Origin of the sequence: Psychrobacillus sp. FSL K6-1464 (assembly GCF_038003145.1) — a bacterium.
Taxonomy (GTDB): Bacteria; Bacillota; Bacilli; order Bacillales_A; family Planococcaceae; genus Psychrobacillus; species Psychrobacillus psychrotolerans.
Window position 1 is genome coordinate 3,757,270 of the sequence record NZ_JBBOOP010000001.1, and the last position, 23,680, is coordinate 3,780,949.

Annotated in this window: 25 protein-coding genes; 2 read left to right on the top strand and 23 right to left on the bottom strand. The window is 35.4% G+C overall.

The features are described from left to right. Window positions 1-58 precede the first annotated feature (58 nt). The 9 genes from MKX39_RS19395 to rpsF form a co-directional block, all read right to left on the bottom strand. Window positions 59-1,537: a peptidoglycan DD-metalloendopeptidase family protein gene (locus MKX39_RS19395; RefSeq protein WP_340771257.1), complete on the bottom strand. Its 1,479-nt coding sequence runs from the start codon at window positions 1,535-1,537 to the stop codon at window positions 59-61. 355 nt (window positions 1,538-1,892) lie between these two features. Further along, window positions 1,893-3,179 carry an adenylosuccinate synthase gene (locus tag MKX39_RS19400; protein ID WP_093537995.1) on the bottom strand — a complete coding sequence of 429 codons (1,287 nt, stop codon included), beginning with the start codon at window positions 3,177-3,179 and terminating at the stop codon, window positions 1,893-1,895. 202 nt (window positions 3,180-3,381) lie between these two features. Next, entirely contained in the window at window positions 3,382-4,737 is a 1,356-nt protein-coding gene (gene dnaB / locus MKX39_RS19405; RefSeq protein WP_093537996.1) for a replicative DNA helicase, read from the bottom strand. Between the two features lie 12 nt (window positions 4,738-4,749). Continuing rightward, window positions 4,750-5,199, bottom strand: a complete 450-nt coding sequence (rplI, locus tag MKX39_RS19410) for a 50S ribosomal protein L9 (protein ID WP_093537997.1) — start codon at window positions 5,197-5,199, stop codon at window positions 4,750-4,752. After that, window positions 5,196-7,172, bottom strand: a complete 1,977-nt coding sequence (locus tag MKX39_RS19415; protein WP_340771259.1) for a DHH family phosphoesterase — start codon at window positions 7,170-7,172, stop codon at window positions 5,196-5,198. The genes rplI and MKX39_RS19415 overlap by 4 nt, the downstream gene beginning before the upstream one ends. A 12-nt stretch (window positions 7,173-7,184) precedes the next feature. Continuing rightward, entirely contained in the window at window positions 7,185-8,126 is a 942-nt protein-coding gene (locus MKX39_RS19420; protein WP_093537999.1) for a YybS family protein, read from the bottom strand. A gap of 232 nt (window positions 8,127-8,358) precedes the next feature. Next, window positions 8,359-8,595: a 30S ribosomal protein S18 gene (rpsR, locus tag MKX39_RS19425; protein ID WP_093538000.1), complete on the bottom strand. Its 237-nt coding sequence runs from the start codon at window positions 8,593-8,595 to the stop codon at window positions 8,359-8,361. Window positions 8,596-8,644: 49 nt separating this feature from the next. Beyond that, window positions 8,645-9,145, bottom strand: a complete 501-nt coding sequence (ssb, locus tag MKX39_RS19430) for a single-stranded DNA-binding protein (RefSeq protein ID WP_093538001.1) — start codon at window positions 9,143-9,145, stop codon at window positions 8,645-8,647. Window positions 9,146-9,184: 39 nt separating this feature from the next. Then, window positions 9,185-9,493 carry a 30S ribosomal protein S6 gene (rpsF, locus tag MKX39_RS19435; RefSeq protein WP_093062319.1) on the bottom strand — a complete coding sequence of 103 codons (309 nt, stop codon included), beginning with the start codon at window positions 9,491-9,493 and terminating at the stop codon, window positions 9,185-9,187. Between the two features lie 168 nt (window positions 9,494-9,661). Between rpsF and MKX39_RS19440 the strand changes: the two genes are divergently transcribed. Beyond that, complete coding sequence (locus tag MKX39_RS19440) at window positions 9,662-10,219, top strand: DUF3267 domain-containing protein (RefSeq protein ID WP_340771266.1); 558 nt, start codon at window positions 9,662-9,664, stop codon at window positions 10,217-10,219. 214 nt (window positions 10,220-10,433) lie between these two features. Here MKX39_RS19440 and ychF read toward each other — a convergent pair whose 3' ends face one another. The 3 genes from ychF to MKX39_RS19455 all read right to left on the bottom strand — a co-directional run bounded on the left by ychF (window position 10,434) and on the right by MKX39_RS19455 (window position 12,673). Beyond that, on the bottom strand, window positions 10,434-11,534 hold the full coding sequence (gene ychF / locus MKX39_RS19445; protein WP_093538004.1) for a redox-regulated ATPase YchF: 1,101 nt from the start codon (window positions 11,532-11,534) through the stop codon (window positions 10,434-10,436). 86 nt (window positions 11,535-11,620) lie between these two features. Further along, on the bottom strand, window positions 11,621-11,821 hold the full coding sequence (locus MKX39_RS19450) for a DUF951 domain-containing protein (RefSeq protein WP_093538005.1): 201 nt from the start codon (window positions 11,819-11,821) through the stop codon (window positions 11,621-11,623). 33 nt (window positions 11,822-11,854) lie between these two features. Then, the gene (locus MKX39_RS19455; protein WP_340764287.1) at window positions 11,855-12,673 is read right to left on the bottom strand and encodes a mechanosensitive ion channel family protein; all 819 of its coding nucleotides are present in this window, start codon (window positions 12,671-12,673) and stop codon (window positions 11,855-11,857) included. A gap of 78 nt (window positions 12,674-12,751) precedes the next feature. Here MKX39_RS19455 and yyaC point away from each other — a divergent pair, with 78 nt between their 5' ends. Continuing rightward, window positions 12,752-13,354 carry a spore protease YyaC gene (gene yyaC / locus MKX39_RS19460; protein WP_093538007.1) on the top strand — a complete coding sequence of 201 codons (603 nt, stop codon included), beginning with the start codon at window positions 12,752-12,754 and terminating at the stop codon, window positions 13,352-13,354. Here the strand turns inward: yyaC and MKX39_RS19465 are convergent. From MKX39_RS19465 to rpmH, 11 genes are all read right to left on the bottom strand, one after another. Next, window positions 13,310-14,014 (bottom strand): DUF554 domain-containing protein, encoded by a 705-nt coding sequence (locus MKX39_RS19465; protein WP_093538029.1) that lies wholly within the window; start codon window positions 14,012-14,014, stop codon window positions 13,310-13,312. The two genes, yyaC and MKX39_RS19465, sit on opposite strands and share 45 nt — an antisense overlap. 64 nt (window positions 14,015-14,078) lie before the next feature. After that, a complete protein-coding gene (locus tag MKX39_RS19470; RefSeq protein WP_093538008.1) occupies window positions 14,079-14,921 on the bottom strand; it encodes a ParB/RepB/Spo0J family partition protein in 843 nt (280 codons plus the stop codon). Next, window positions 14,914-15,675, bottom strand: coding sequence for a ParA family protein (locus tag MKX39_RS19475; RefSeq protein WP_093538009.1), 762 nt, complete (start codon window positions 15,673-15,675; stop codon window positions 14,914-14,916). Before MKX39_RS19475 ends, MKX39_RS19470 begins: the two co-directional genes overlap by 8 nt. Before the next feature lie 134 nt (window positions 15,676-15,809). Beyond that, on the bottom strand, window positions 15,810-16,679 hold the full coding sequence (gene noc, locus MKX39_RS19480; RefSeq protein WP_340764290.1) for a nucleoid occlusion protein: 870 nt from the start codon (window positions 16,677-16,679) through the stop codon (window positions 15,810-15,812). Between the two features lie 88 nt (window positions 16,680-16,767). After that, window positions 16,768-17,484: a 16S rRNA (guanine(527)-N(7))-methyltransferase RsmG gene (gene rsmG / locus MKX39_RS19485; RefSeq protein WP_093538011.1), complete on the bottom strand. Its 717-nt coding sequence runs from the start codon at window positions 17,482-17,484 to the stop codon at window positions 16,768-16,770. Window positions 17,485-17,507: 23 nt separating this feature from the next. Further along, window positions 17,508-19,397 carry a tRNA uridine-5-carboxymethylaminomethyl(34) synthesis enzyme MnmG gene (gene mnmG / locus MKX39_RS19490; protein ID WP_093538012.1) on the bottom strand — a complete coding sequence of 630 codons (1,890 nt, stop codon included), beginning with the start codon at window positions 19,395-19,397 and terminating at the stop codon, window positions 17,508-17,510. A 22-nt stretch (window positions 19,398-19,419) separates the two neighbouring features. Then, the gene (mnmE, locus tag MKX39_RS19495) at window positions 19,420-20,805 is read right to left on the bottom strand and encodes a tRNA uridine-5-carboxymethylaminomethyl(34) synthesis GTPase MnmE (RefSeq protein WP_340764295.1); all 1,386 of its coding nucleotides are present in this window, start codon (window positions 20,803-20,805) and stop codon (window positions 19,420-19,422) included. A 235-nt stretch (window positions 20,806-21,040) separates the two neighbouring features. Continuing rightward, on the bottom strand, window positions 21,041-21,784 hold the full coding sequence (jag, locus tag MKX39_RS19500; protein ID WP_093538014.1) for an RNA-binding cell elongation regulator Jag/EloR: 744 nt from the start codon (window positions 21,782-21,784) through the stop codon (window positions 21,041-21,043). Further along, window positions 21,781-22,551: a membrane protein insertase YidC gene (gene yidC, locus MKX39_RS19505; protein WP_340764299.1), complete on the bottom strand. Its 771-nt coding sequence runs from the start codon at window positions 22,549-22,551 to the stop codon at window positions 21,781-21,783. Before yidC ends, jag begins: the two co-directional genes overlap by 4 nt. A gap of 65 nt (window positions 22,552-22,616) precedes the next feature. Continuing rightward, window positions 22,617-22,964 carry a ribonuclease P protein component gene (rnpA, locus tag MKX39_RS19510; RefSeq protein ID WP_093538016.1) on the bottom strand — a complete coding sequence of 116 codons (348 nt, stop codon included), beginning with the start codon at window positions 22,962-22,964 and terminating at the stop codon, window positions 22,617-22,619. A 65-nt stretch (window positions 22,965-23,029) separates the two neighbouring features. Then, on the bottom strand, window positions 23,030-23,164 hold the full coding sequence (gene rpmH, locus MKX39_RS19515) for a 50S ribosomal protein L34 (RefSeq protein WP_090567297.1): 135 nt from the start codon (window positions 23,162-23,164) through the stop codon (window positions 23,030-23,032). Window positions 23,165-23,680: the final 516 nt, after the last annotated feature.

The window sequence follows — 23,680 nt, forward strand, 5'->3', positions numbered from 1 at the left end:
ACTCTATTTTACTTGGATAAAAAAGAGACAGTCCATATTAACGACTGTCTCCTATATATTATTGATTTAATACAGTTAATGGGTTAATCGTCACACCATTTTTCTCCACTTCGAAATGGAGATGAGTTCCTGTAGAACGTCCAGTGCTTCCCATTACACCAATTTTAGTGCCGGTTGGTACTACTTGACCTACTTTTGCAGAAATAGAAGACAGATGAGCATAAGTTGTTTTGTATCCGTTTTGATGGTCAATGATTACACGGTTGCCATATGTCCCATCCGAACCAGCAGCAACTACTATTCCATTATCTGCAGCTTTTATCGTAAACCCACTTGGTCGTGCAATATCAATGCCTTCATGTTGGCGCCCCCAACGATGTCCCATTTTACTAGAAATATATCCACCTTCAGCTGGCCAAGCGAAAACACCCGAGCCGCGTGAGGGAATTACTTTCGTTCCTTTTAAAACGATATGATCTTTTGGCTCCACAAGAATTATCTCTTCAATAACAGATTGCCCAACTTGTACCCCATTCACTTTACGAATTAAGTATGTCGCCTCTTTTTGACCATCCGAGCCTTCTTGTTTTACCTTCGTATCGCCTTTATACATATCTTCTGTTTCTTCTACTTTTTTTGTATGTAACATAGTTTCTACAGCCTTTTTCTCATACTGTACTTCTATATTAATAAGTGGTTTTAAGACTGTAACGTTTAACTCTTGACCTATTTGTAATACGGTAGAATCTGTTATGCCAGGATTAAGTGCCATTAGTCCAGCAGATGTTAAACTATGCTTGTCAGCAATAGTTCCTAATACGTCACCTGTAGCAACTGTATATAACTCTTTTTCTAAAGTTCCTTCTAAAAGAAGTTTCACGGCATCGTCTGGTGAAACAATCTGACTAGGATTTGTTTCTACTGTCACCCCTGATACCTTTTCTTTTATTATTAAATTAGAAATACGAGTTTCGTTTTCTTTTAAGTCGGGTAAAGTGTCACTAGTATTATTTCTAGCTTCCAGTATATTTAATTCTGCTTCTGAAACAAAGTGTAATTTTAGTTTTCTTAGAGCTTCGTTGTAAGCATCTAAGTCTTTGACGTAGACTGCCATCTCGTCATTGATCGATAATGCAAATGCTTTTGCCTCTACTTCTACTAAGCTCTCAAGCTTTTGAAGAGTAGTTTTATCATCAGTATTAGGAGTAAAAACTTGTTCCGGTACTACCGATAACTTAGATCCAGCCGTTAAAGACAAATCCTTAAACTGGGAGCTAGATTCTTCAACCTTTTTGTTAAGCATTGAATGTACTTTTGTTTGATCCGAAACGGCCCCGACATATTGACCATTCGTATATATATGGTATATTTCTTTTAATGTGTTGCTCTCACTTTCTTTTGCAAAAGCCATATTAAATGAAATACTTGAGATAAGTAAAACTGATACGGCTGCTTTTTTCACCATATTTGACTTTCCGTTTGATAGAACATTCAGTTTTGATAACTTTTGTTCCTCATTCTTACTTTTCAAAAACATGATAAAGCCCCTTCCAAACTATATATAAACTTTTACTTCATTTCACGCTACTCTAATTTAACATATTTGAAATGAAGATGTGTAGGATAACAGGACGTTGTAAAGAAACTGTAGTATTACTTCCATATACTAGTTATTTTTTACATTTTTTATAATAAATTAATCCTTTTAACCTATTGCCTCTATTTATATAAATTAGTAATCTCCAAAATATTCATATATTATACATATACCGCCAAATATCTTTGTTATATTTGTCATAATAGAAGACTTATATAATAGCGAATTCCCGAATTTCTTCATTAACAGACAAAAAACCGTCATAAAGCATGCTTTATGACGGTTTTTTTGCTTATTATTTCCAAACACTTGTAATGATGTTTGTTTGAGTGCGATCTGGACCTACTGAGAAAATCGAGATTTGCACACCTGTAAGTTGTGAAATTCGTTCCAAGTAATGACGAGCTGTTTCAGGAAGTTCATCAAGTGATTTACACTTAGTAATGTCTTCACTCCAACCTGGCATCTCTTCATAAATTGGTTCACATTCACCTAAAATACGAAGGTTAGCTGGATACTCTGTGATTAATTCATCTTTATATTTATAAGCAGTACATATTTTAACGGTATCTAATCCAGTCAAAACATCAATAGAGTTAACAGTTAAATCAGTTAACCCGCTTACACGACGTGCATGTCTGATAACTACTGTATCAAACCAACCAATTCGACGTGGTCTGCCAGTAGTTGTCCCATACTCTTTACCAACTTCACGGATTTGATTTCCAACTTCATCAAATAGCTCCGTAGGGAAAGGACCATCACCTACACGTGATGTATAAGCTTTACAAACTCCTACTACATGACTGATCTTGGTTGGACCTACTCCTGCACCAATTGTTACTCCGCCAGCTACTGGATTGGAAGAAGTTACAAACGGGTAAGTACCTTGGTCTATATCCAACATAACTCCTTGTGCACCTTCAAATAATACACGACGACCATCATCTAATGCGTCATTTAATACCTTTGAAGTATCTGTAACGTACTTAGCAATCTCTTGTCCATAACCATAAAACTCTTCTAAAATTTCTTCTAATGTAAAGCCGTCTGTTTCATAAAACTTCTCAAACATTCTATTCTTTTCTTGTAAGTTAAGTTCTAACTTTTCTTTAAATACTTCGTAATCCAGTAGATCTGCAATACGGATTCCTACACGAGCAGCTTTGTCCATATAAGCCGGTCCAATACCTTTACCTGTAGTACCGATTTTATTTGCTCCTCTACGAGCTTCTTCAACTTCATCTTGTTTTAAATGATATGGCAGAATAACATGCGCACGATTTGAAATGCGTAAGTTTTCAGTTGTAACACCACGATCATGTAATCCCTTTAGCTCTTTTACAAGCGCTCTCGGATCCACTACCATTCCGTTTCCTATAACAGAAATTTTATCTTTATAGAAAATACCTGAAGGAATTAAGTGAAGCTTGTAAGTTTCTCCTCCAAAAATAATCGTATGACCTGCATTATTACCGCCTTGGTAACGTGCGATTACTTCTGAGTGTTCGGATAGAAAGTCTGTGATTTTCCCTTTACCTTCGTCTCCCCATTGTGTTCCAACTACTACTACTGATGGCATTTGCCAGCACCTCCGTCAGACATTTTGTATGTCCTGATTCAAACATTGTTATTGTACCAATCTAAGTGTCCTTAGTCAACTGATTTAATGCAAAAACACGAACAGAAAATGTGTAAGCGCATTTATCGTTCGTGTTTTAGATATAAATTTCTATTTTCATTATAAATTATTAATGAAATTTTAAGTTCTTGCTCTTTTCTAATTATGCAGGTGGTGCTTGGTGTTGACTCCAATCAATATTAACGAATTTGTTGAACTCTTTAACGAATGCAAGTGTAACTGTTCCAGTCGGACCATTACGTTGTTTTGCAATAATGATTTCGATCATGTTCTGATTTTCGGTTTCTTTGTCATAATAATCTTCACGGTACAGGAAGGATACAATATCCGCATCCTGCTCAATAGAACCAGATTCACGTAAGTCAGACATCATCGGTCGCTTGTCTTGACGCTGCTCCACTCCACGAGATAGCTGAGACAGTGCAATAACAGGAACCTGCAGTTCACGCGCTAACCCTTTTAATGATCGAGAAATTTCTGATACTTCTTGTTGACGGTTAGCTTGGCTTCCACCACTACCTTGGATTAACTGTAAATAATCAATTAGAATCATTCCAAGTCCGTGCTCTTGCTTCAAGCGACGACATTTAGCTCGAATTTCATTAACTCGAATACCAGGAGTATCATCAATGAAAATTCCTGCATTTGAAAGACTTCCCATTGCCATTGTTAACTTGCGCCAATCTTCGGTTGTCAATGCCCCGGTACGGAGTACTTGAGCATCTATATTCCCCTCCGCGCAAAGCATACGCATGACTAACTGTTCTGCACCCATCTCTAAACTAAAGATTGCTACATTTTCATCTGTTTTGGTCGCTACATTTTGTGCTACATTTAGTGCAAATGCAGTTTTCCCTACAGATGGACGGGCAGCTACAATGATTAAATCATTTCGTTGGAAACCAGCTGTAATTCGATCCAAATCACGGAACCCTGTTGCTATACCAGTAACATCACCTTTTCTTGTATGAAGTTTTTCTATATTATCGTATGTTTCCACTAAAACGTCTTTAATATGCTCGAAATCACCAGCATTTTTGCGGCTGGCAACTTCCATCATTTTACGTTCTGCTTCTGCTAACAATGCTTCTACTTCGTCTTCCCGAGTAAAACCATCTTCTACTATGGTAGTTGCTACTCGGATTAAACGACGTAAAATAGATTTCTCTTCTACAATCTTGGCGTAATATGCTATATTTGCTGCGGTTGGAACGGCGTTAGCAATCTCACTAATATACGAAATGCCACCTACATCTTCTAATTCCTTCTTAGCAGAAAGTTCTTCCGTCACGGTTACAACATCGATTGCCTTCCCTTTGTCGCTTAAATGAAGCATCGTCTGGAAGATTTTTTGATGTGCTACACGATAAAAATCTTCAGCTAGTAAGATCTCGCCTGCAGTAATTAATGCTTGTGGTTCTAAAAATATTGCTCCTATGACAGATTGTTCGGCTTCTTGGTTATGTGGCGGTACACGGTCCAACATTGGATCGCTCATTTACCTCTCTCCTTACGCTTCTTCTGCAACAAGAACTTTTAATGTTGCTACAACTTCATGATGAAGTTTCACAGGAACATTAGTATATCCTAATGCTCGAATTGCATCATCTAATTCCATTTTGCGTTTGTCTAATTTTATACCATGTGACTTTTCTAATTGAGAAGCAATTTGTTTTGTTGTAATTGAGCCAAATAGTCGACCATCATTTCCAGACTTTGCTTTTAACTCTACTGTTAATTGCTCTATTGTTTCTTTTAATTGTTGTGCATCTGCTAGCTCTTGAGCTGCTTCTTTTTCTGATTTTTTCTTTTGCCCTTCAAGAGCACTTAATGCAGCTGCGTTTACTTCTACCGCTAATTTGTTTTTTAGTAAGAAGTTGTGTGCATAACCATCTGCAACATTTTTAACCTCGCCTTTTTTCCCTTTACCTTTTACGTCTTTTAAGAATACTACTTTCATTCTTCATTTCCTCCTTCGATTGTATCTATAATTGCATTTTTTAGAAGTATTATTGCTTCGTCTATCGTGGTATCTTCTAACTGACAGGCGGCATTAGTTAAGTGCCCTCCACCATTTAGCTTTTCCATTATAACTTGAACATTTACATCACCCAATGATCGGGCACTGATTCCTATAGTAGATTCACTTCTCCGGCCTATTACAAAAGAGGCACCAATATTATTCATCGTCAATAAGATATCAGCGGTTTGAGCAAGCAATACTTGACTATAAGAGATGTCTTCCATACCATGTGCAATAGCAATGCCTTCTCTAAAGAATTCTACCGTCTGAACAATTTTTGAGCGTTCAATATAGGTATCAATGTCTTCCTTCAACATACGTTGAACAAGAATTGTATCTGCACCATGCGTACGCAAATAGGATGCTGCTTCAAATGTTCTTGCTCCCGTACGTAGCGTAAAGCTTTTCGTATCAACAATAATACCAGCTAACATGGATGTTGCTTCCAACATAGATAACTTTTCATTTTTCGGTTGATACTCAATTAGTTCAGTTACCAACTCTGAAGTAGAGGATGCATAAGGTTCCATGTAAACAAGCATCGTGTTGGAGATGAATTCTTCTCCACGTCGATGATGATCGATCACAACTACCTTCTCTGCTTTTTGAAGCAGCTTTTCATCAATAACTAGGCTAGGCTTATGTGTATCTACTACTACTAATAATGTTTTGTCTGTAATTTTGCTTATTGCCTCTTCTGGGCTTATAAAACGGTTATATAACTCTGGTTGTTCTTTGATCTCATCCATTAAACGAACAACACTATTATCCAACTCATTAGTATCCAATACAACATAACCTTCTACTTTGTTCATGCCAACCATTTTTCTTACTCCAACAGCAGAGCCAATTGCATCCATATCAGGCATTCTATGCCCCATAACAAATACTTGGTCACTATCCTGGATAAGATCACGTAGCGCATGGGAAATAACTCTTGCTCTTACTCGCGTACGTTTTTCTACTGGATTTGTTTTCCCACCATAAAACTTCACTTTTCCACTTGAATGCTTTATCGCTACCTGATCTCCACCACGTCCTAATACTAAATCTAAGCTGGACTGAGCAAGTTCTCCAAGTTCTACTAGGGAAGTGGACCCAGCACCAACACCTACGCTTAAAGTAAGGGAAAATCCGAATTTAGCAGTAGTTTCTCTTATATCATCTAATATGGAGAATTTACTTTTTTCTACTTCTACTAATATGGATTCATTAAAAACGGCTAAAAAACGATCCGAGGAAATTCGTTTTACATAAATTCCGTATTTGGCTCCCCAGTCGTTCACAGAGGAAGTTACCAGACTGTTAAGCCTTCCTCGAGTTTGATCATCTATCCCTTGTGATATTTCATCATAGTTATCTATAAACAGAACACCAATAACTGTTCGATCTCCATAATAGAGCGATTCCATTTCTATCTGTTCGGTTATATCAAAGAAGTATAGAAGCTTTTCTTCCGCTTTATAAAACACTTTATAATTTTTTTCATCTAAGGAAATAACCATTTCTTTAGATTCTTCCTGTTTTTTAAGCTGTTGAAAATCCTTTGATATCGAAAGGAGCTCCTCACCAATAATCGTATCGAATGGAAGTTGTTGGGTCATGTACGGATTGGCCCATTCAATGATGTACTGATCATTTATGAGTAATATTCCGATTGGCATTTCTAATAAGGCTTCTTCTCCTACCCTTTTCATCCGGTAAGAAAGAGTTTCTATATGTTTTTCTGTCTCTTCATACACACGTTGTTCAATCATCCATGCATAGATGAATACACCAATTACCATTAGAGCGAACAATAGTCCAATCAATGTGTTGGTAGACAGTAATAAATAAGTTGCAACCCCACTAAGTAGTAAAAACAATATGAGTGGATATCGAATTGGCCGTTTTCTAAAAAAAGATGCCACTAGATCAGCTCCTTATTTTTTGTATCTGTCTTTTATAAAACCTCTGATATTAAATCCTAAATCTAATACCCCTACTATAATAGTAAATGTATATAGTGGAACTGCAAAGATTGTCGCAAGAATCATTGACCATTTTGGCCATCCCTCTATATAAAAATAGTAGTGTATTAGAGAAACACCTTGTAAAAACAAAAGAGCTCGTAATATTAATGCTGCATTCACCAAAGCTAAATAGCCAAACGTTCCTACGTCAAATGATACAAACAATGAGAAAATCGATACGATTAAATAATACCATAACACTGCTTTAGGTAGTCTAAAATCCATGAATTTAGGGAACTTAGGTACACTTAATTTCAACTTTTTTAATAGAGATAAATTAATGATTAAATATAACCAAGCACTAATAAACACCCCGCCAATAAAATAGCTGGGCATAATTGATTCGATAAGCATTATGCTTTGTTCAACTAACTCGTCATAACCCTCAGGCAATTGACCAAAGGAAGACATAATATTTCCCAGTTGTTCGTAGTATACTTCAATGGTCGTGATTAATTGCTTCAAAACATTCATATTTAAAAACAAAATGGATATTATGTATTGTACAGCAGTCATTAAAAGTAAAAACAACCCTGTTGACATGAGCATATACAATTTGGACTTTTTAGCCTGAATTGCATATCCAATGAGAAAACCTAACGGACCAACTAGTAATCCAAAGATAAATCCAAAAACTCCGCCAATAACAAAAGAAATAATAATCGCAATCACCGTGACAAATACAGCTTGTTTTCTTTCAAACTTTGCACTGTACCATGCAAGGGGTAACGGTACAATAAATGACGTGAAAAATCCTAGTACTGGAACATAAACTGACATTGCCAACAAAATAGCAAATAGCGCAATCATCATAGATCCATAAGTTAAATAATTTGTTTGATTTCTTTGCATTTAGGAACCTTCCTTTAATGTAATCATCTATTCATTGTAACAGATTGTTTACAACAACTAAAATTCCACATACTGTATAGAAAAGTGCAAGCGTCTATGTTTGCCTTGAAATGCGGTGAAGTATGAAGATAAAGGCACTCTTTTCCTTTATCTGTCATTAAAAGTGAAGGACTTGAAGTATTTTAAAAGTTCACAAAAAAAAGACCGGTTTCCCGGTCTTTCTAATTTATACTTATCTCTCTTCAGAAGAGAATGGAAGTAAAGCCATGATACGAGATACTTTAATAGCTCGTGTTAATTTACGTTGATACTTCGCACTAGTTCCTGTCACACGACGTGGAAGAATTTTCCCACGTTCTGACACGAATTTTTTCAACAAATCTACATCTTTATAATCAATGTGTACGATATTGTTTGATGTGAAGTAACAAACTTTACGGCGTCTTTTGCCTCCGCGACGAATTGCCATATCGAGTTGCCTCCTTTTCGATTAAAGTAAACATGCTAAGTAATGCTTTTTAGAACGGTAAGTCGTCATCCGATACTTCGATTGGTCCACTACTATTAGAAAAAGGATCCTCATCTACACGTGTATAATTTTGCTGATTCGATGGTTGGTTTTGCTGATATGAAGGTGCTGAATATTGCTGCTGGCCATTCCCCGAAGATGATTGTCCACCTTGGTTGCCTCCAGAGCTATTACGTGGTTCTAAGAACTGAACGCTGTCTGCAACAACGTCTGTAGTATAAACACGTTTTCCATCTTGTCCTTCATAACTACCCGTTTGAATGCGCCCTTCAACCCCAGCTAAACTTCCTTTTTTCAAGTAGTTTGCTGTGTTCTCAGCTTGCTTTCTCCAAACGACACAGTTGATAAAATCAGCTTCTCTTTCACCTTGTTGGTTGGAGAATGTACGATTTACAGCTAGTGTAAATCTAGCCATTGCAACACCACTTGGTGTATAGCGAAGTTCCGGATCTTTTGTTAGTCTTCCAACTAATACGACACGGTTAATCATCAGTAAACAACCTCCCTCGATCAGCTTTTTTAGTCAGTTTTATTTTTTTGCTTTAACTTTAATATCATCGATACGAACAGCAATGTGACGGATAATGTCTTCATTGATGTTAGCTAAACGTGTGTATTCATCGATTGCTTTTGAATCAGCAGTTACTTTAAGGATTTGGTAGAATCCTTCACGTAAGTCATTGATTTCGTAAGCTAAACGGCGTTTACCCCACTCTTTTGCTTCGATGATTTCTGCACCATTTGAAGTTAAGATCTCTTGGAAACGCTCTACTAAAGCTTTCTTCGCATCTTCTTCGATTGCTGGTTGAATAATGTACATTAATTCGTACTTTCTCATCTATTTACACCTCCCTATGGTCTTTGGCCGACTATTGAAAGCCGACAAGGAGTAAGTAATTCTATTACTCACATCAATGAATTGTAACATAGTTTATCTAACGTATCAAGGATGATTGTCATTATTTTACTCATTGAGGTATATTTATTTTAAATAGGAGGCACGTATATGGAAAACAATGAAGAAACTTTAGCCGTAATTGATATCAATTTAAAAAAGGTCGCATGGGAAAGCATTGGACTAACTGTAGGTTTATCTATAACAGGGCTAATTCTATTTCCTTGGTTAACTAGTATTACCGAAATAACTTTCTCTTTTTGGAACTTCCTCTGGTTCTTTATCGGTTATGTAGTATTAATCATATTGCATGAGTGCCTTCATCTCGTTGGATTCTGGCTTTTTGGTAAAGCACCTTGGAATAGTATGGACTATGGGGTCAATCTTAAAATGGGGGTAGCATATGCTACTACAACTATGCCTATCCCAAACAGTGCCATGAAAAAAGCATTGTTACTTCCTTTTTGGGCTACTGGATTTTTACCAATGATTTTTGGTTTTTGGATTGGTTCTCTTTCACTTGTCCTGTTGGGTGCCTGGTTAATCGCTGGAGCAGCTGGAGACTTTACCATGTATAAGGAGCTCAGAAAATATCCAAATGATTTATTGATAAAAGATGATCCAGTGAAGCCTAGGTTATATGTATTAAGAAAATGCGCGCAAAATTAAAAGGGTGATATGCCATTGATTTGCGCTCCAATCAATTAGATCTCTACTTTATATAATTGGATATAAAACCAATTTGGCTACTGTTAACATCTAAGCAGAAGCTATGTTCTACCTAATGATGAGAGTACTACTCAATTAATTGATTGTGTACATTTTATATACTTATTATTCAATAGAAAAAAGGATTAGTGATTTCTCACTAATCCTTTTTCTATTATACGTTGAAGCGGAATAACATTACGTCTCCGTCTTGTACGATATACTCTTTTCCTTCTAAACGAACTTTACCAGCTTCTTTTGCAGCTGCCATAGATCCAGTTTCAACCAAATCATCATAAGCTACTGTTTCCGCACGGATAAAACCTTTTTCAAAGTCAGAGTGAATTACACCTGCACATTGAGGTGCTTTCATACCCTTAAGGTATGTCCAAGCACGAACTTCTTGTACTCCAGCTGTGAAGTAAGTAGCTAAACCTATTAATGAGTAAGAAGCTTTAATTAACTGATCTAAACCAGATTCTTTAATTCCTAATTCTTCTAGGAACATTGCTTTCTCCTCATCTTCTAGTGCTGCCATTTCTTCTTCAATTTTTGCACATATAAGTATTACCTCTGCGCCTTCTTCTGCTGCAAATGCACGCACTTTTTGTACATATTCATTTTCGCCATCAGCCATAATATCATCTTCTGATACGTTCGCAACATAAAGCATTGGTTTTGTTGTCAACAAATGAAATCCTTTAACTACGCGTTGTTCTTCTTCCGTAAATTCAACCGAACGACCCGATTTTCCAGCTTCGAAAGCTTCTTTTAAGCGAGTAAGAACTGGTTCTTCTGCTAGTGCTTCTTTATCTCTTTGTTTTACCATTTTAGTTACACGAGCTAGGCGTTTATCTACGCTCTCTAAATCGGCTAATATTAACTCTAGGTTAATCACTTCAATATCTGAGATTGGATCTACTTTTCCAGATACATGTGTAATATTTTCATCTTCGAAGCAACGAACAACCTGACAAATTGCATCTACTTCACGTATATGGGCAAGGAATTTGTTTCCAAGTCCTTCCCCTTTACTAGCGCCTTCTACAATTCCCGCGATGTCCGTAAATTCAAATGCTGTAGGAACTGTTTTCTTTGGTACTACTAGCTCTGTTAATTTATCTAAACGCTTATCAGGTACTTCTACTACCCCTACGTTAGGATCAATCGTTGCAAATGGGTAGTTTGCTGCCAATGCTCCAGCTTTTGTTATTGCATTAAACAATGTAGATTTCCCTACGTTTGGTAGTCCTACGATTCCTGCAGTTAAAGCCATATATGTCACAACCCTTCATTATTTTAAACCATAAACTTTATATACAACTTGTTCATTATATTGATTTTAGTTATAAAAGTCTATCATTACTCAGCATCCGCTTGCACAAGGAGCTTTTTCATCTTCTTTTCAAATTCTTTTCTAGGAATCATTACACTATGTTGGCATCCTTCACACTTTATACGTATATCTGCACCCATTCGAATGATTTTCCAAGCATTTGTTCCACAAGGGTGTTGTTTTTTCATTTCTACAATATCATTTAGTTGAAATTGCTTCTTTTCCATTTCGTCACCTACTCATTTTAAATAGTTATCGGGTTATGAAATCTTAATGCCTTTTAATTCGAAAAATTCTATTAAATCTCTCCTAATTTTTCTAGCAATACTATTTTGTTTAGTTGGTAAAGTCTCAGCGGTGAAACGCACTACTATTTCAGATGCATCAAAACTTTGTACCCCAAGATAACTAGGTGTTTTCACAAGTTCTTCATACCTGTTTGGTAGCCCTTCAAGAAATTCTTCAATATTCTTTTCCATAGATGGAATATCATTTTCAGGTGCTATACTAATGTCTATTAAAGCTAGTGAGTTATAAATGGAATAGTTTATAACGACTAAAATGCTACCATTAGGAATTATATGAAGTTCTCCGGTATAACTCTTCACTTTTGTCGTTCGTAAACCTATTTCTTGTACAATTCCATTCGCTGTTCCTATTTGTACTTGATCTCCAACTGCAAATTGATCTTCAAACACTATAAAAAAACCAGTAATAACGTCTTTTACTAAGCTTTGGGCACCAAAACCAACTGCTAGACCGACAATTCCCGCCCCAGCCAACAATCCGGCTACTTTTATACCAAATGTAGTTAAAATAGCTATAATAGCACTGAAATAAATAACATAAGTTAAAACATTTTGAAGCAGTTTTAGTAATGTATTTTGTCTACGCTCTGAATAGCCTAAAGGGCTTCTTTGTCTGACCGCAAATACCTTTTGGATGATGTGTTTTCCAAACTTCACCGCAATAGCAGTTAATAATAAGATTAGTATTACTTTAAAAAAGGTAAGTCCTAGTTGAATCCAAGTCTCTTCTGTAAATAAATAATCCTTCAAACTTTGTAGCCTTTCTTCCATAAACTTGTTACCACCTCATTTGAATAAATAATTTCCTAGATGCATATACTGACTTAAAAAGAAAGTGAGTAAAATTATATGAACTCTTCTGCTATTAATACTATTTCCGAATCTTCTACAATTTATTATAAAGAAACAGGTGCAGTTTGGCGATTAAGTAACTACTTTATAGAACAAATACCATTTGATCATCCAAATCTAGTGTTTTGTTGTATAGGTACTGATCGCTCAACTGGGGATGCACTTGGACCAATGACTGGCTCTTTTTTATCACAACTCAAGTCATTCCCTTTTGAAATTGTAGGTACATTGGACAATCCTTTACATGCATTAAATATTGAAGAAATTACAGATACACTCCTTAGCTCTTCCATAGCCCCATACATTATTGCTATAGACGCATGCTTAGGAAATGTGAATAATATTGGACAAATCATTGTTCAACGTGGTCCCTTGTTTCCAGGCAAAGCAGTTAAAAAAGATTTACCACCAATAGGTGATGTATCTATTAAAGCTATTGTTAATATCGGAGGATTTATGGAATATAATGTTTTACAAAGTACCCGTCTCAGCCTTACTTACGATATGGGTAAAATCATATCTCGTTCTCTACTTTTAGCTTGGCATCGTTATAATTTAAAAGTTATAAATAATAGTAACAGCAATGCCGACGACAACTAAACTTGGTAATAGATTTGCCACTCTGACTTTCGTTACTCCTAAAAGATTAAGACCAATAGCAATAATCATAATACCACCAGTTGCTGTCATTTCTTGAAGAAATAATTCAAGTGCAGCCTCTGGTATTATTTTTGTTATTTGAGTAGCAAACAAAGCTATTACTCCTTGATAGATGGCTACAGGAATTGCAGAAAAAAGAACACCTATTCCTAAAGTTGCAGCAAGAACAATAGAGGTAAATCCGTCAATTATCCCTTTACTTATTAATAATTCATGGTCGTTTTGTAAACCTCCATTGAGAGCTCCAAGTACTCCCATTGCTCCTATTACAAATATCAACGTTCCTGCAACAAATCCCTGGGCAATTCCTGCCCCCTGCTTTGGAGATCCCATTTTAGTTTCTAAAAATTGTGCGAATCGGTTTAACCATTTATCCAGATCTATCCATTCCCCGATGACTCCACCAAAAACAATACATATAATGACTAAAACAAAATTATCACTTTCTAAGCCCATTTGAATACCTAACAAAGCTACCGCTATACCAATTGCATTCATAACAGTTTGTTTCATATTTTCCGGGATTCCTTTTAATAATCTACCTATAATAGCCCCTACTACTATTAATAGAGCATTTATCAATGTTCCAAATAGTGCCATTACCATGCCTCATTCCACCGCTAAAAATATAACCTATTCTTAGGCATTGCCTAAGAATAGGTTTTTAATCTTCTAACAATTGCAATATTCTTTCCAGATCATCATCTGAGTAGAACTCAATTTCAATTTTACCTTTATCTTTGTTTTTCACGATAGAAACAGGAGTTCCAAATAATTCTCTTAACTCAGATTCCTTTTCTTTAGTAAAAATATCCTTCTGAACTTTTTTTGTTTCACGTGGAACATTTTCATTAAGGCGCTGAACTAAAGCCTCTAGCTGTCTAACATTTAAGTTTTCTTTTATGGACTTTTGCATAATTAGTGGAATGTTTTTTTTCTTCTTTAATCCAAGAAGTGCTTTACCATGTCCCATTGAAAAAATCCCATCAGAGATAGCATCTCTAACAACCTGAGGTAATGAGAGTAAACGAATATGATTGGCTATATGAGGTCTACTTTTCCCTAATCTAAAAGCAAGTTGTTCTTGAGTTAAGTTTAAATGCTCCAGTAGATTTTGATACGCCTCTGCCTCTTCAATCGCAGTTAAATCTTCTCGCTGAAGATTTTCAAGAATTGCAAGTTCCATCATTTGCTGATCATTTAGTTCTCTTATAACTGCAGGAATAGCTTCTAAATTTGCTAACTGAGATGCTCTATATCTTCTTTCCCCTACTACTATTTCAAACTTCGATCCTTTTTTTCTTAATATAATAGGTTGCAGAACACCATGTTCCTTAATAGATTCAGAAAGTTCTTTCAGAGCTTCTTCGTCAAATATTTTACGAGGTTGAAAAGGATTTGGTTTAATATCGATGATTAGAATCTGTTCAACCTGTTCTAATTGATCTAAATCTAAATCTTCTCCAGGGAATAATGCATTAATACCCTTTCCTAATCCTTTAGCCATTACGAATCACTTCCTTCGCTAATTCTAAATATACCTCTGCCCCTCTAGATTTTGGATCATATATAATGATTGGTTCTCCATGACTTGGTGCTTCACTTAAACGAACATTTCTAGGAATTATTGTTTTGTATACTTTATCTTGGAAGTATTTTTTTACTTCTTCAATTACTTGAATACCAAGGTTTGTACGAGCATCAAACATTGTTAGTAATACACCATCAATAGCGAGATTTTTATTTAAATGCTTTTGAACCAAGCGAATTGTACTTAATAATTGGCTTAAACCTTCCAACGCATAAAATTCACATTGTACCGGAATAATAATTGCATCTGCAGCAGTTAATGAATTAATCGTTAATAATCCCAAAGATGGCGGGCAATCTATAACAATATAATCATATAAACTTTGTACTTCCTGTAAGGCTCTTTTTAAACGAACTTCTCTAGAAATTGTAGAGACTAATTCTATTTCAGCACCGGCTAAAGAAATAGTAGCAGGAACAATATGTAAATTTTCAACTTTTGTTTCTAAGATTGTATCTTTCACACTAACATCATCAATGAGGACATCATAAATACATTGCTGAACCTCACCTTTATTAACCCCTACTCCACTAGAAGCATTCCCCTGTGGATCTATATCAACTAGTAATACTTTTTTCCCCAAGTATGCAAGGCAGGCACTTAAATTCACGGATGTAGTTGTCTTTCCTACCCCACCTTTTTGATTGGCGATTGCTATAATTCTTCCCACACTTGCACCAACTTCCTTACTATATAATAGCCACTTCTTTATTCTATCAAATTTTGAATAGAAATGGATGTTATTCTTGTTACAAAAGAAAAAACTCTCGCAAAATTATGCGAGAGTTAAAGTAAAATAGTATATTATGATTTCTTTTTAGGGATTCTTACAGTAATTTGATAGAATTCTTCTGTATCTTCTTCTTCAGTTTTTATATTAATACCACTTTTAGTGACCATAGATAAAGATTGTTTAATCGTATTTAATGCTATTCGAACATCTTTACTTACTACTTTTCTTCTTGATTTTACTTTCTTATCTTCTTTAACTGGTGGGTTATTAATTTCATTAACCCTTTCTTCTAGTTGTTTCACATTCCAATGTTTCTCAATGGAAGTACTCATCAATTCTAGTTGTACTTCTTTTTCTTTAATAGCCATTAACGCACGAGCATGTCTTTCCGAAAGTTCTTTTTTCATAATAGCTTCTTGAACTTCTTGAGGTAACTTTAGTAATCTCAGTTTGTTTGCAACTGTAGACTGCCCCTTACCTAGACGTTGGGCCAGTGCTTCTTGAGTTAGATCATGAAGTTTTAATAACTTCTGATATGCTACCGCTTCCTCAATTGCCGTTAACTCTTCACGTTGTAAGTTTTCTATTAATGCAATAGAAGCAGTTTCTTTATCACTTAAGTTGCGGATTATTGCTGGAACTTCTGCCCACTTAAGCTTTGTCATCGCTCTAAAGCGACGTTCTCCAGCAATAATCTCGTACTTTTCATCTTCCATTTTTCGAATAATGATTGGTTGAATCACACCGTGAGTATGAATAGTTCTAGCTAGTTCTTCAATTTTATCATCATCAAAAACAGTTCTAGGTTGATATCTATTAGGTACTATTTTCTCAATTGCTATATTTAAAACTTCTTCTAAGTGATTTTGCCTTGGCTCAATCAGCTCTTCTTGCCCTTGTTTTTCAGAACTTCCAAAAAAACGTGAAAACGGACTTTTCATCTTACTCGCACCACCTTTTCGAAACTCTATACACAAAATATTCACGATTAAATTTATACCTTAAATGTTTCACGTGGAACGTTCCTCATTAAATAATTGGTGTTTTATTTGGAATACCTGGTTTTCGAGGGTATCTTTTCGGTGTGCTTTTAGTTTTAGAAAAGACATACAACGTTCTTTCACTATTTTCTAATGGTAATAAAAAAGAATAATCTGCTGTTTTTTCTGCACCTAAAACGGATAATGCTTTAGAAGCATCTTTTAGTTCTTCAGAAGCACTTGCTGCTTTCATCGCTATAAACTTCCCTCCAACTTTAACGAGAGGAAGACAGAGTTCAGATAACACAGAAAGTCTCGCAACAGCTCTAGCAGTTACTATATCAAAATTTTCTCTATATTCCTTATTTTGTCCAAAATCTTCTGCTCGAGAATGAACAAAGTGAACATTTTTTAACCCAAGTTCTTTACTAAGATGTGTTAAGAATTGAATTCGCTTATTTAAAGAGTCTACTATTGTAACACTTAAATTAGGAAAACAAATTTTCAAAGGAATACTAGGAAAACCTGCACCTGCTCCAACGTCACAAATTGAGTATTTTCCTGTGAAATCTTCATAAAAAGAAGCACTAATGGAATCGAAGAAATGCTTTAAATAAACAGAAGGCTCGTCCGTTATGGCAGTTAAGTTCATCTTCTCGTTCCATTCCACTAGTAACTTAAAATAAATTTGGAATTGTTCTACTTGAGTACTACTCAAATCTATTCCTTTTTCTTGAAGGGCTTTTACAAATTGTTCTTCGTTCATGTAGTTCTCCTTATCATTTTAGACTACCCAGAAATTTTCGCTATTTTTCCTTGTTCTATATATATAAGTAAAATAGATATATCTGCTGGATTTACTCCTGAAATTCGAGATGCTTGAGCAATCGACAATGGTCGGACTTGCATCAGTTTCTGTTTTGCCTCTGTAGCAATACCGTTAATAGCATTATAATCGATATTCTCAGGAATTTTTTTGTCTTCCATTTTTTTAAGTTTTTCTACTTGCTGAAGAGATTTATCGATATACCCTTCATACTTAACTTGTATCTCTACTTGTTCTTTTTCTTCTATAGATAATTCTACCTCAGAAGGTGACAATTGAGCTACTAAATCATAGTTCATTTCTGTTCGTTTTAAAAGATCTGCTGCACGAATTCCATCTTTCAATTCGCTACCAGCTACGCTTTTTATCAAATCTTGAGTTACTTCATTTGGTTTTATCATTGTTGATCGTAAACGAACTAACTCATCTTCTACTCTTTTCTTTTTCTCTAAGAATTTACTATATCGTGATTCCGGAACTAATCCAATTTCATATCCAATTTCCAACAGTCTTAAATCAGCATTGTCATGACGAAGTAATAAACGATATTCTGCACGGGAAGTAAGTAAACGATATGGTTCATTAGTTCCTTTCGTTACTAAGTCATCAATTAATACACCGATATATGCATCTGATCTACTCAATACTTTTTCTTCTTTTTTAAGTGCACGTAAACCAGCATTTATTCCTGCCATTAAACCTTGACCTGCTGCTTCTTCATAACCAGAAGTACCGTTTATTTGACCCGCTGTATATAGATTTTTTACTTTTTTAGTTTCTAATGTTGGCCATAATTGAGTTGGTACCATTGCATCATACTCAATTGCGTATCCAGCTCGCATCATTTCTGCATTTTCAAGTCCTGGAACAGAGGCTAACAGCTGACGTTGTACATGTTCTGGAAGACTAGTAGATAACCCTTGAACATACACCTCTCGTGTATTTCTACCTTCTGGCTCTAAGAAAATTTGATGACGAGGCTTGTCGTTAAAGCGTACAACCTTATCTTCAATTGAAGGGCAATACCTTGGACCAGTTCCTTTAATCATACCAGAATACATCGGTGATAAATGTAAATTATCATTAATAATTTGATGCGTTACTTCACTTGTATAAGTTAACCAGCAAGGTAATTGATCCATGATAAATTCTGTCGTCTCAAAACTAAAAGCTCTTGGAACATCATCCCCGGGTTGGATTTCTGTTTTACTATAATCTATAGTTTTACTATTTACACGCGGTGGAGTACCTGTTTTGAAACGAACTAGATCAAAACCTAAGTCACGGATACTATCCGCTAATTTTATAGAAGGTTGCTGATTATTAGGTCCACTTGAGTACTTCAAGTCGCCTATAATAATTTCACCACGTAAGAAAGTCCCCGTCGTAATTACGACTGTTTCTGCACGGTAAACTGCTCCTACTTGTGTCACTAGACCAGCAATTTTGTCGTCTTCCACTAGTAATTCCTCTACTACAGCTTGATGAATTGTTAAGTTCTCTTGCTCTTCTAAAAGACGCTTCATCTCATTTTGGTAAAGTACTTTATCAGCTTGTGCACGTAATGCTCGAACAGCAGGTCCTTTCCCTGTATTAAGCATTCTCATTTGAATATGTGTTTTGTCTATAACTTTTCCCATGGCCCCGCCAAGTGCATCTATTTCACGCACAACAATTCCTTTTGCAGGTCCTCCGATCGATGGATTACAAGGCATAAATGCAATCATATCAAGATTTATTGTTAGAACTAAGGTTTTTGCACCCATTTTAGCAGCTGCTAAAGCCGCTTCCACACCTGCATGTCCTGCTCCAACAACAATCACATCGAACTTGCCCGCTTCAAACTTCGGCATGTTCGTAACTTCCTCTCGTCTCTTATTTTCCTAAACAGAATTGTGAGAACAGTTGATCAATCAAACTTTCTTCGACTGTATCCCCTGTTATTTCACCTAGTATTTCCCATGTTCTAGTAACATCTATTTGAATCATATCTACAGGCACATCATTCTGTGCCGCTTCTAACGCATCTGTAATAGTTGATTTTGCCAAAGTCAATAATGATATATGTCGAGCATTCGATACATATGTCAGATCAGTGGCTTCAATTGTACCCTCAAAGAACAAAGAGGCAATCGCTTCTTCTAATTCATTTACCCCTTGTTCCTCTAGTAAAGAAGTAGTAACAATACGTTTATGACCTGATAATTTTCTTACTTCATCTATCTCTATTTCGGTTGGTAAATCAGTTTTGTTTATAATAACGATATAGTCCATTCCTTCAATTGCTTCAAACAATCTTCTGTCTTCTATCGTTAACTTCTCAGCACTATTTAAAACAAGTAATATAAGATCTGCTTCTTTTAGTACCTGTCTAGACTTTTCTACGCCGATTCTTTCTACAATATCTTCTGTTTCTCGAATACCTGCAGTATCGACCAGTTTTAATGGGACGCCTCGTACATTAACGTACTCTTCTATAATATCCCTAGTTGTTCCTGCTATATCCGTCACAATTGCTTTATTTTCTTGTATTAAACTATTTAAAAGAGAAGACTTCCCTACATTCGGTCTACCTATAATCGCAGTAGATAATCCTTCTCGTAGTATTTTCCCTTGAGATGATGTCAAAAGTAGTTTGTCGATTTCTTCACTAACCCACGTACATTTATCTATCATTAATGGAAGTGTCATTTCCTCTACATCATCGTATTCTGGATAGTCGATATTTACTTCTACTTGCGCCAATGTTTCTAAGAGTGCTTGCCTCAATGTAGCAATAAGTCTAGATAATCGACCTTCCATTTGCCCTAATGCAACATTCATGGCTTTGTCTGTTTTTGCTCTTATTAAGTCCATTACAGCTTCAGCTTGTGAAAGATCAATTCTCCCATTTAAAAAAGCACGTTTGGTAAACTCACCCGGTTCTGCTAGTCGGGCACCATTTATTAAGGCTAGCTGAAGTACTCGATTAACAGAAACTAGTCCTCCATGGCAGTTTATCTCAATGACATCTTCTCTTGTAAATGTTTTGGGCCCTTTCATAAGGGACAGCATAACTTCCTCTACAACCTCACCATTTTTAGGATCAATTAGATGACCATAATGAATGGTATGAGAACTTTGTTCAAATAAACTTTTTCCGCTTGGTGAACGAAATATTTTATCTGCTATAGCTATTGCACTAGATCCGCTTAATCTCACTATAGCAATGGCACCTTCTCCCATTGGAGTTGAGATAGCAGTTATTGTATCAAATTCCACAAGTGTCCACCTCCTTACAAATCCTTACTTATCCACATGTGTATAAGTAAACCGAACAAGACTATCTAACATATAACAATACCATAAAACGACTAAAATCAGAAGTATAGATACTTTTTCATATGTGAACAAAAATACCTAAAGTTCGCTAATAGATAGCAAGACTCGAGATAAAATTATTTAATGCAATAAAAACGGATTTCAGTGTTTAACATAGCTGAAATCCGTTGGAATATTATTTAATTGGTTCGATAACTAAATAACGATTTGGATCCGTTCCCACTGAATAGGTTTCAATATCCACTCGTACAGACAATGCATTATGAATTATTTTCCGTTCAAATGAGGACATTGGTTCAAATTCTACCTTACTACCAGTTCGAATAGCTTTGTCTGCCATTCTTTCTGCCAGTTGCTCCAATGATTCTTGTCTTCGTTCTCTGTAATCACCAACGTCTAACTTTATAATGATAAAAGAATTAGAAAATTTATTTGCAACTAATTGTGATAAGTTTTCTAATGCATTTAACGTTTGTCCACGCTTTCCAATTAATATAGCAGCTTTCTCACTATTTAAATGAAGATAGATAAACTTCCCGTCTCTTTTCTCATTAATAACTAGATCATTTATATTCATTTCTTTTGCAATCTCTTTTATATAACTTTTTGTTTCTTCCACTGCTTGTTCATTTGTAATTGTTGGTACATCTTCCATAACCGATTCTTTTTTGACTGTCTCTTCTAATTCGGTTACTTCTTCAACCTTTTCTACTTCTTGTACTTTTACTTCTTTTATTTCTTGTTCTTTTTTCAAAACAGTTACTTCAACAACTGCAGGCTTTTTTCCAAATCCAAGAAAACCTTTTTTACCTGCTTCCACTAATATAATTGACACGTCATCTCTGGAAACGCCAAGCTTTTCCAGTGCAACCGTTATAGCTTCTTCTTTTGTAGGTGCAGTTTGTGTAATCTGATTCATTTTTTTGGTCCTCCCGTTTTAACAGGTTCTGTTTTTGGTCTGTTCCAAGGTTTGTAAATGAATAAATTTTGAATGATGGAAATAATATTTCCGATAACCCAATACAACGTCAAGGCAGCTGGTAAAACGACACCAAATCCCATAATCATAAATGGCATAATGTACATCATTAACTTCATTTGAGGATTATCCATTGCTGGACCTGTGCGTAAAACAATTAATTGCATAAGACCTGCCAAGATAGCTAGGAAAATACTTGGTTCCGCTAAAGCAAAGCCAATAAAATCTCCAAGATTAATTTCTGGTGTATTATTCATACGGCTAATGGCATGATAGAAACCGATCAATATCGGCATTTGAATGAATACCGGTAAACATCCAGCAGCAGGATTAACTCCTCTTTCTTTAAAGAGGGCCATCATCTCTTGCTGATACTTTTGCTGCGTTACAGCATCTTTCGAGCTATATTTTTCTTTTAGCTTTGTTAACTCGGGTTGGACTTCTTGCATATTTTTAGAGCTTTTCGTTTGTTTTATCATTAATGGTAGTAACACTAAACGAATAATTATTGTTACGGCAATAATACCCAAACCATATGTCCCTAATAATTCTTTAAAAAACGTTATAGATGATACTAATGGCCATACGATGTATTCATTCCAAAACCCTTCTGATTTATCATAGATTGGCTCATTGAACTCTGTACATCCTGCAAGCAAAGCAGTAGTTACTACTAATAATAGTACAAGTGATAAACGTTTATTCAACCTTCTTCCCCCTAATAAGTCTTATATATCTCTTCATTGTATTTTAACATTTCCCTGGAAAGTTACTACTTACTTTTCTTATTTAAAGCTTTAGCAACTTTTAAAACATGCTCTATACTTTTTTTAGTTTCATGAAAGTCTAATTTGGCCGCCGGATTTCTGGCGATAATAATATAGTCCATGTTTGGAAATACTTGATCATGTATTTCTAGGAAGGTTTGTCTAATATATCGTTTAATGCGGTTACGAACTACTGCATTCCCAACCTTTTTGCTGACTGATAATCCAACTCGGTAGTAGTCTTCTTCTTTATTTAAACAGTAAACAACAAATTGTCTATTCGCAAAAGACTTCCCCTTTTTAAAAATGGTTTGGAATTCTGCATTCTTTTTAATACGTTGTTTCTTATTCATGTTCTCACCAGCTCCAACTAATTCGTTTTAAAAGAAAAAAAAGACCACTGAAATGGTCAGTGGACTTATGCTGATAATACTTTTCTTCCTTTAGCACGACGGGCTGCAATAACGCGTCGACCGTTTTTAGTACTCATACGTGCGCGGAAACCGTGATTTTTGGCACGTTTACGTGTATTTGGTTGGAATGTACGTTTCATCTTATATGACACCTCCTGAGTGATCATCTTCAATCTTCGTAAGACAGTCTCCGATATTATATATAACTTCTAGTGGTTTTGTCAATGGCTTTCAATAATTAGCTAATGAACAAACTACAATTAGTTATCCACAATTCGCAAGGTATTAAATTATAGCACTGTGTGTAACAAATTTCCCTAAAAAATTATCCACAACACTTATGAACATATTCTGCACATATCATTGTGTTGTGGACAACTTATATTGTTAATAATTAAATAATTGTGGATAACCCTTAAATTTCTTGTAATCTCAATGATTTTTTGTTACGATATTTGTGTTTTACTTTTTCAAAAATTTTTCGTTCCTTTTTCTTATCCACAGTTGTTAGTAATCTGTGGATAAGTTTATTCCCATAACTTTATAACGTTTATCCACAGGCAGTGGATTTGTGTATATGTCGAATTTTGTAATACATATATTATTTTTTGAAAAAAAGTTTAACTAACAAATCCGCAGTAAAGGAGACTAGATAA

Excerpts from the sequence above, each read along its gene's own strand:
- rplI (WP_093537997.1), bottom strand. The coding sequence starts at position 5,199 with ATGAAAGTAGTATTCTTAAAAGACGTAAAAGGTAAAGGGAAAAAAGGC.
- jag (WP_093538014.1), bottom strand. The coding sequence starts at position 21,784 with ATGAATCAGATTACACAAACTGCACCTACAAAAGAAGAAGCTATAACG.
- MKX39_RS19440 (WP_340771266.1), top strand. The coding sequence starts at position 9,662 with ATGGAAAACAATGAAGAAACTTTAGCCGTAATTGATATCAATTTAAAA.
- MKX39_RS19465 (WP_093538029.1), bottom strand. The coding sequence starts at position 14,014 with ATGGCACTATTTGGAACATTGATAAATGCTCTATTAATAGTAGTAGGG.
- MKX39_RS19420 (WP_093537999.1), bottom strand. The coding sequence starts at position 8,126 with ATGCAAAGAAATCAAACAAATTATTTAACTTATGGATCTATGATGATT.
- MKX39_RS19450 (WP_093538005.1), bottom strand. The coding sequence starts at position 11,821 with ATGGAAAAGAAGCAATTTCAACTAAATGATATTGTAGAAATGAAAAAA.
- noc (WP_340764290.1), bottom strand. The coding sequence starts at position 16,679 with ATGAAAAGTCCGTTTTCACGTTTTTTTGGAAGTTCTGAAAAACAAGGG.
- dnaB (WP_093537996.1), bottom strand. The coding sequence starts at position 4,737 with ATGAGCGATCCAATGTTGGACCGTGTACCGCCACATAACCAAGAAGCC.
- MKX39_RS19395 (WP_340771257.1), bottom strand. The coding sequence starts at position 1,537 with ATGTTTTTGAAAAGTAAGAATGAGGAACAAAAGTTATCAAAACTGAAT.
- MKX39_RS19400 (WP_093537995.1), bottom strand. The coding sequence starts at position 3,179 with ATGCCATCAGTAGTAGTAGTTGGAACACAATGGGGAGACGAAGGTAAA.
- ychF (WP_093538004.1), bottom strand. The coding sequence starts at position 11,534 with ATGGCTTTAACTGCAGGAATCGTAGGACTACCAAACGTAGGGAAATCT.
- ssb (WP_093538001.1), bottom strand. The coding sequence starts at position 9,145 with ATGATTAACCGTGTCGTATTAGTTGGAAGACTAACAAAAGATCCGGAA.
- rpsF (WP_093062319.1), bottom strand. The coding sequence starts at position 9,493 with ATGAGAAAGTACGAATTAATGTACATTATTCAACCAGCAATCGAAGAA.
- yyaC (WP_093538007.1), top strand. The coding sequence starts at position 12,752 with ATGAACTCTTCTGCTATTAATACTATTTCCGAATCTTCTACAATTTAT.
- rpmH (WP_090567297.1), bottom strand. The coding sequence starts at position 23,164 with ATGAAACGTACATTCCAACCAAATACACGTAAACGTGCCAAAAATCAC.
- MKX39_RS19470 (WP_093538008.1), bottom strand. The coding sequence starts at position 14,921 with ATGGCTAAAGGATTAGGAAAGGGTATTAATGCATTATTCCCTGGAGAA.
- mnmG (WP_093538012.1), bottom strand. The coding sequence starts at position 19,397 with ATGCCGAAGTTTGAAGCGGGCAAGTTCGATGTGATTGTTGTTGGAGCA.
- rsmG (WP_093538011.1), bottom strand. The coding sequence starts at position 17,484 with ATGAACGAAGAACAATTTGTAAAAGCCCTTCAAGAAAAAGGAATAGAT.
- rnpA (WP_093538016.1), bottom strand. The coding sequence starts at position 22,964 with ATGAATAAGAAACAACGTATTAAAAAGAATGCAGAATTCCAAACCATT.
- MKX39_RS19455 (WP_340764287.1), bottom strand. The coding sequence starts at position 12,673 with ATGGAAGAAAGGCTACAAAGTTTGAAGGATTATTTATTTACAGAAGAG.
- rpsR (WP_093538000.1), bottom strand. The coding sequence starts at position 8,595 with ATGGCAATTCGTCGCGGAGGCAAAAGACGCCGTAAAGTTTGTTACTTC.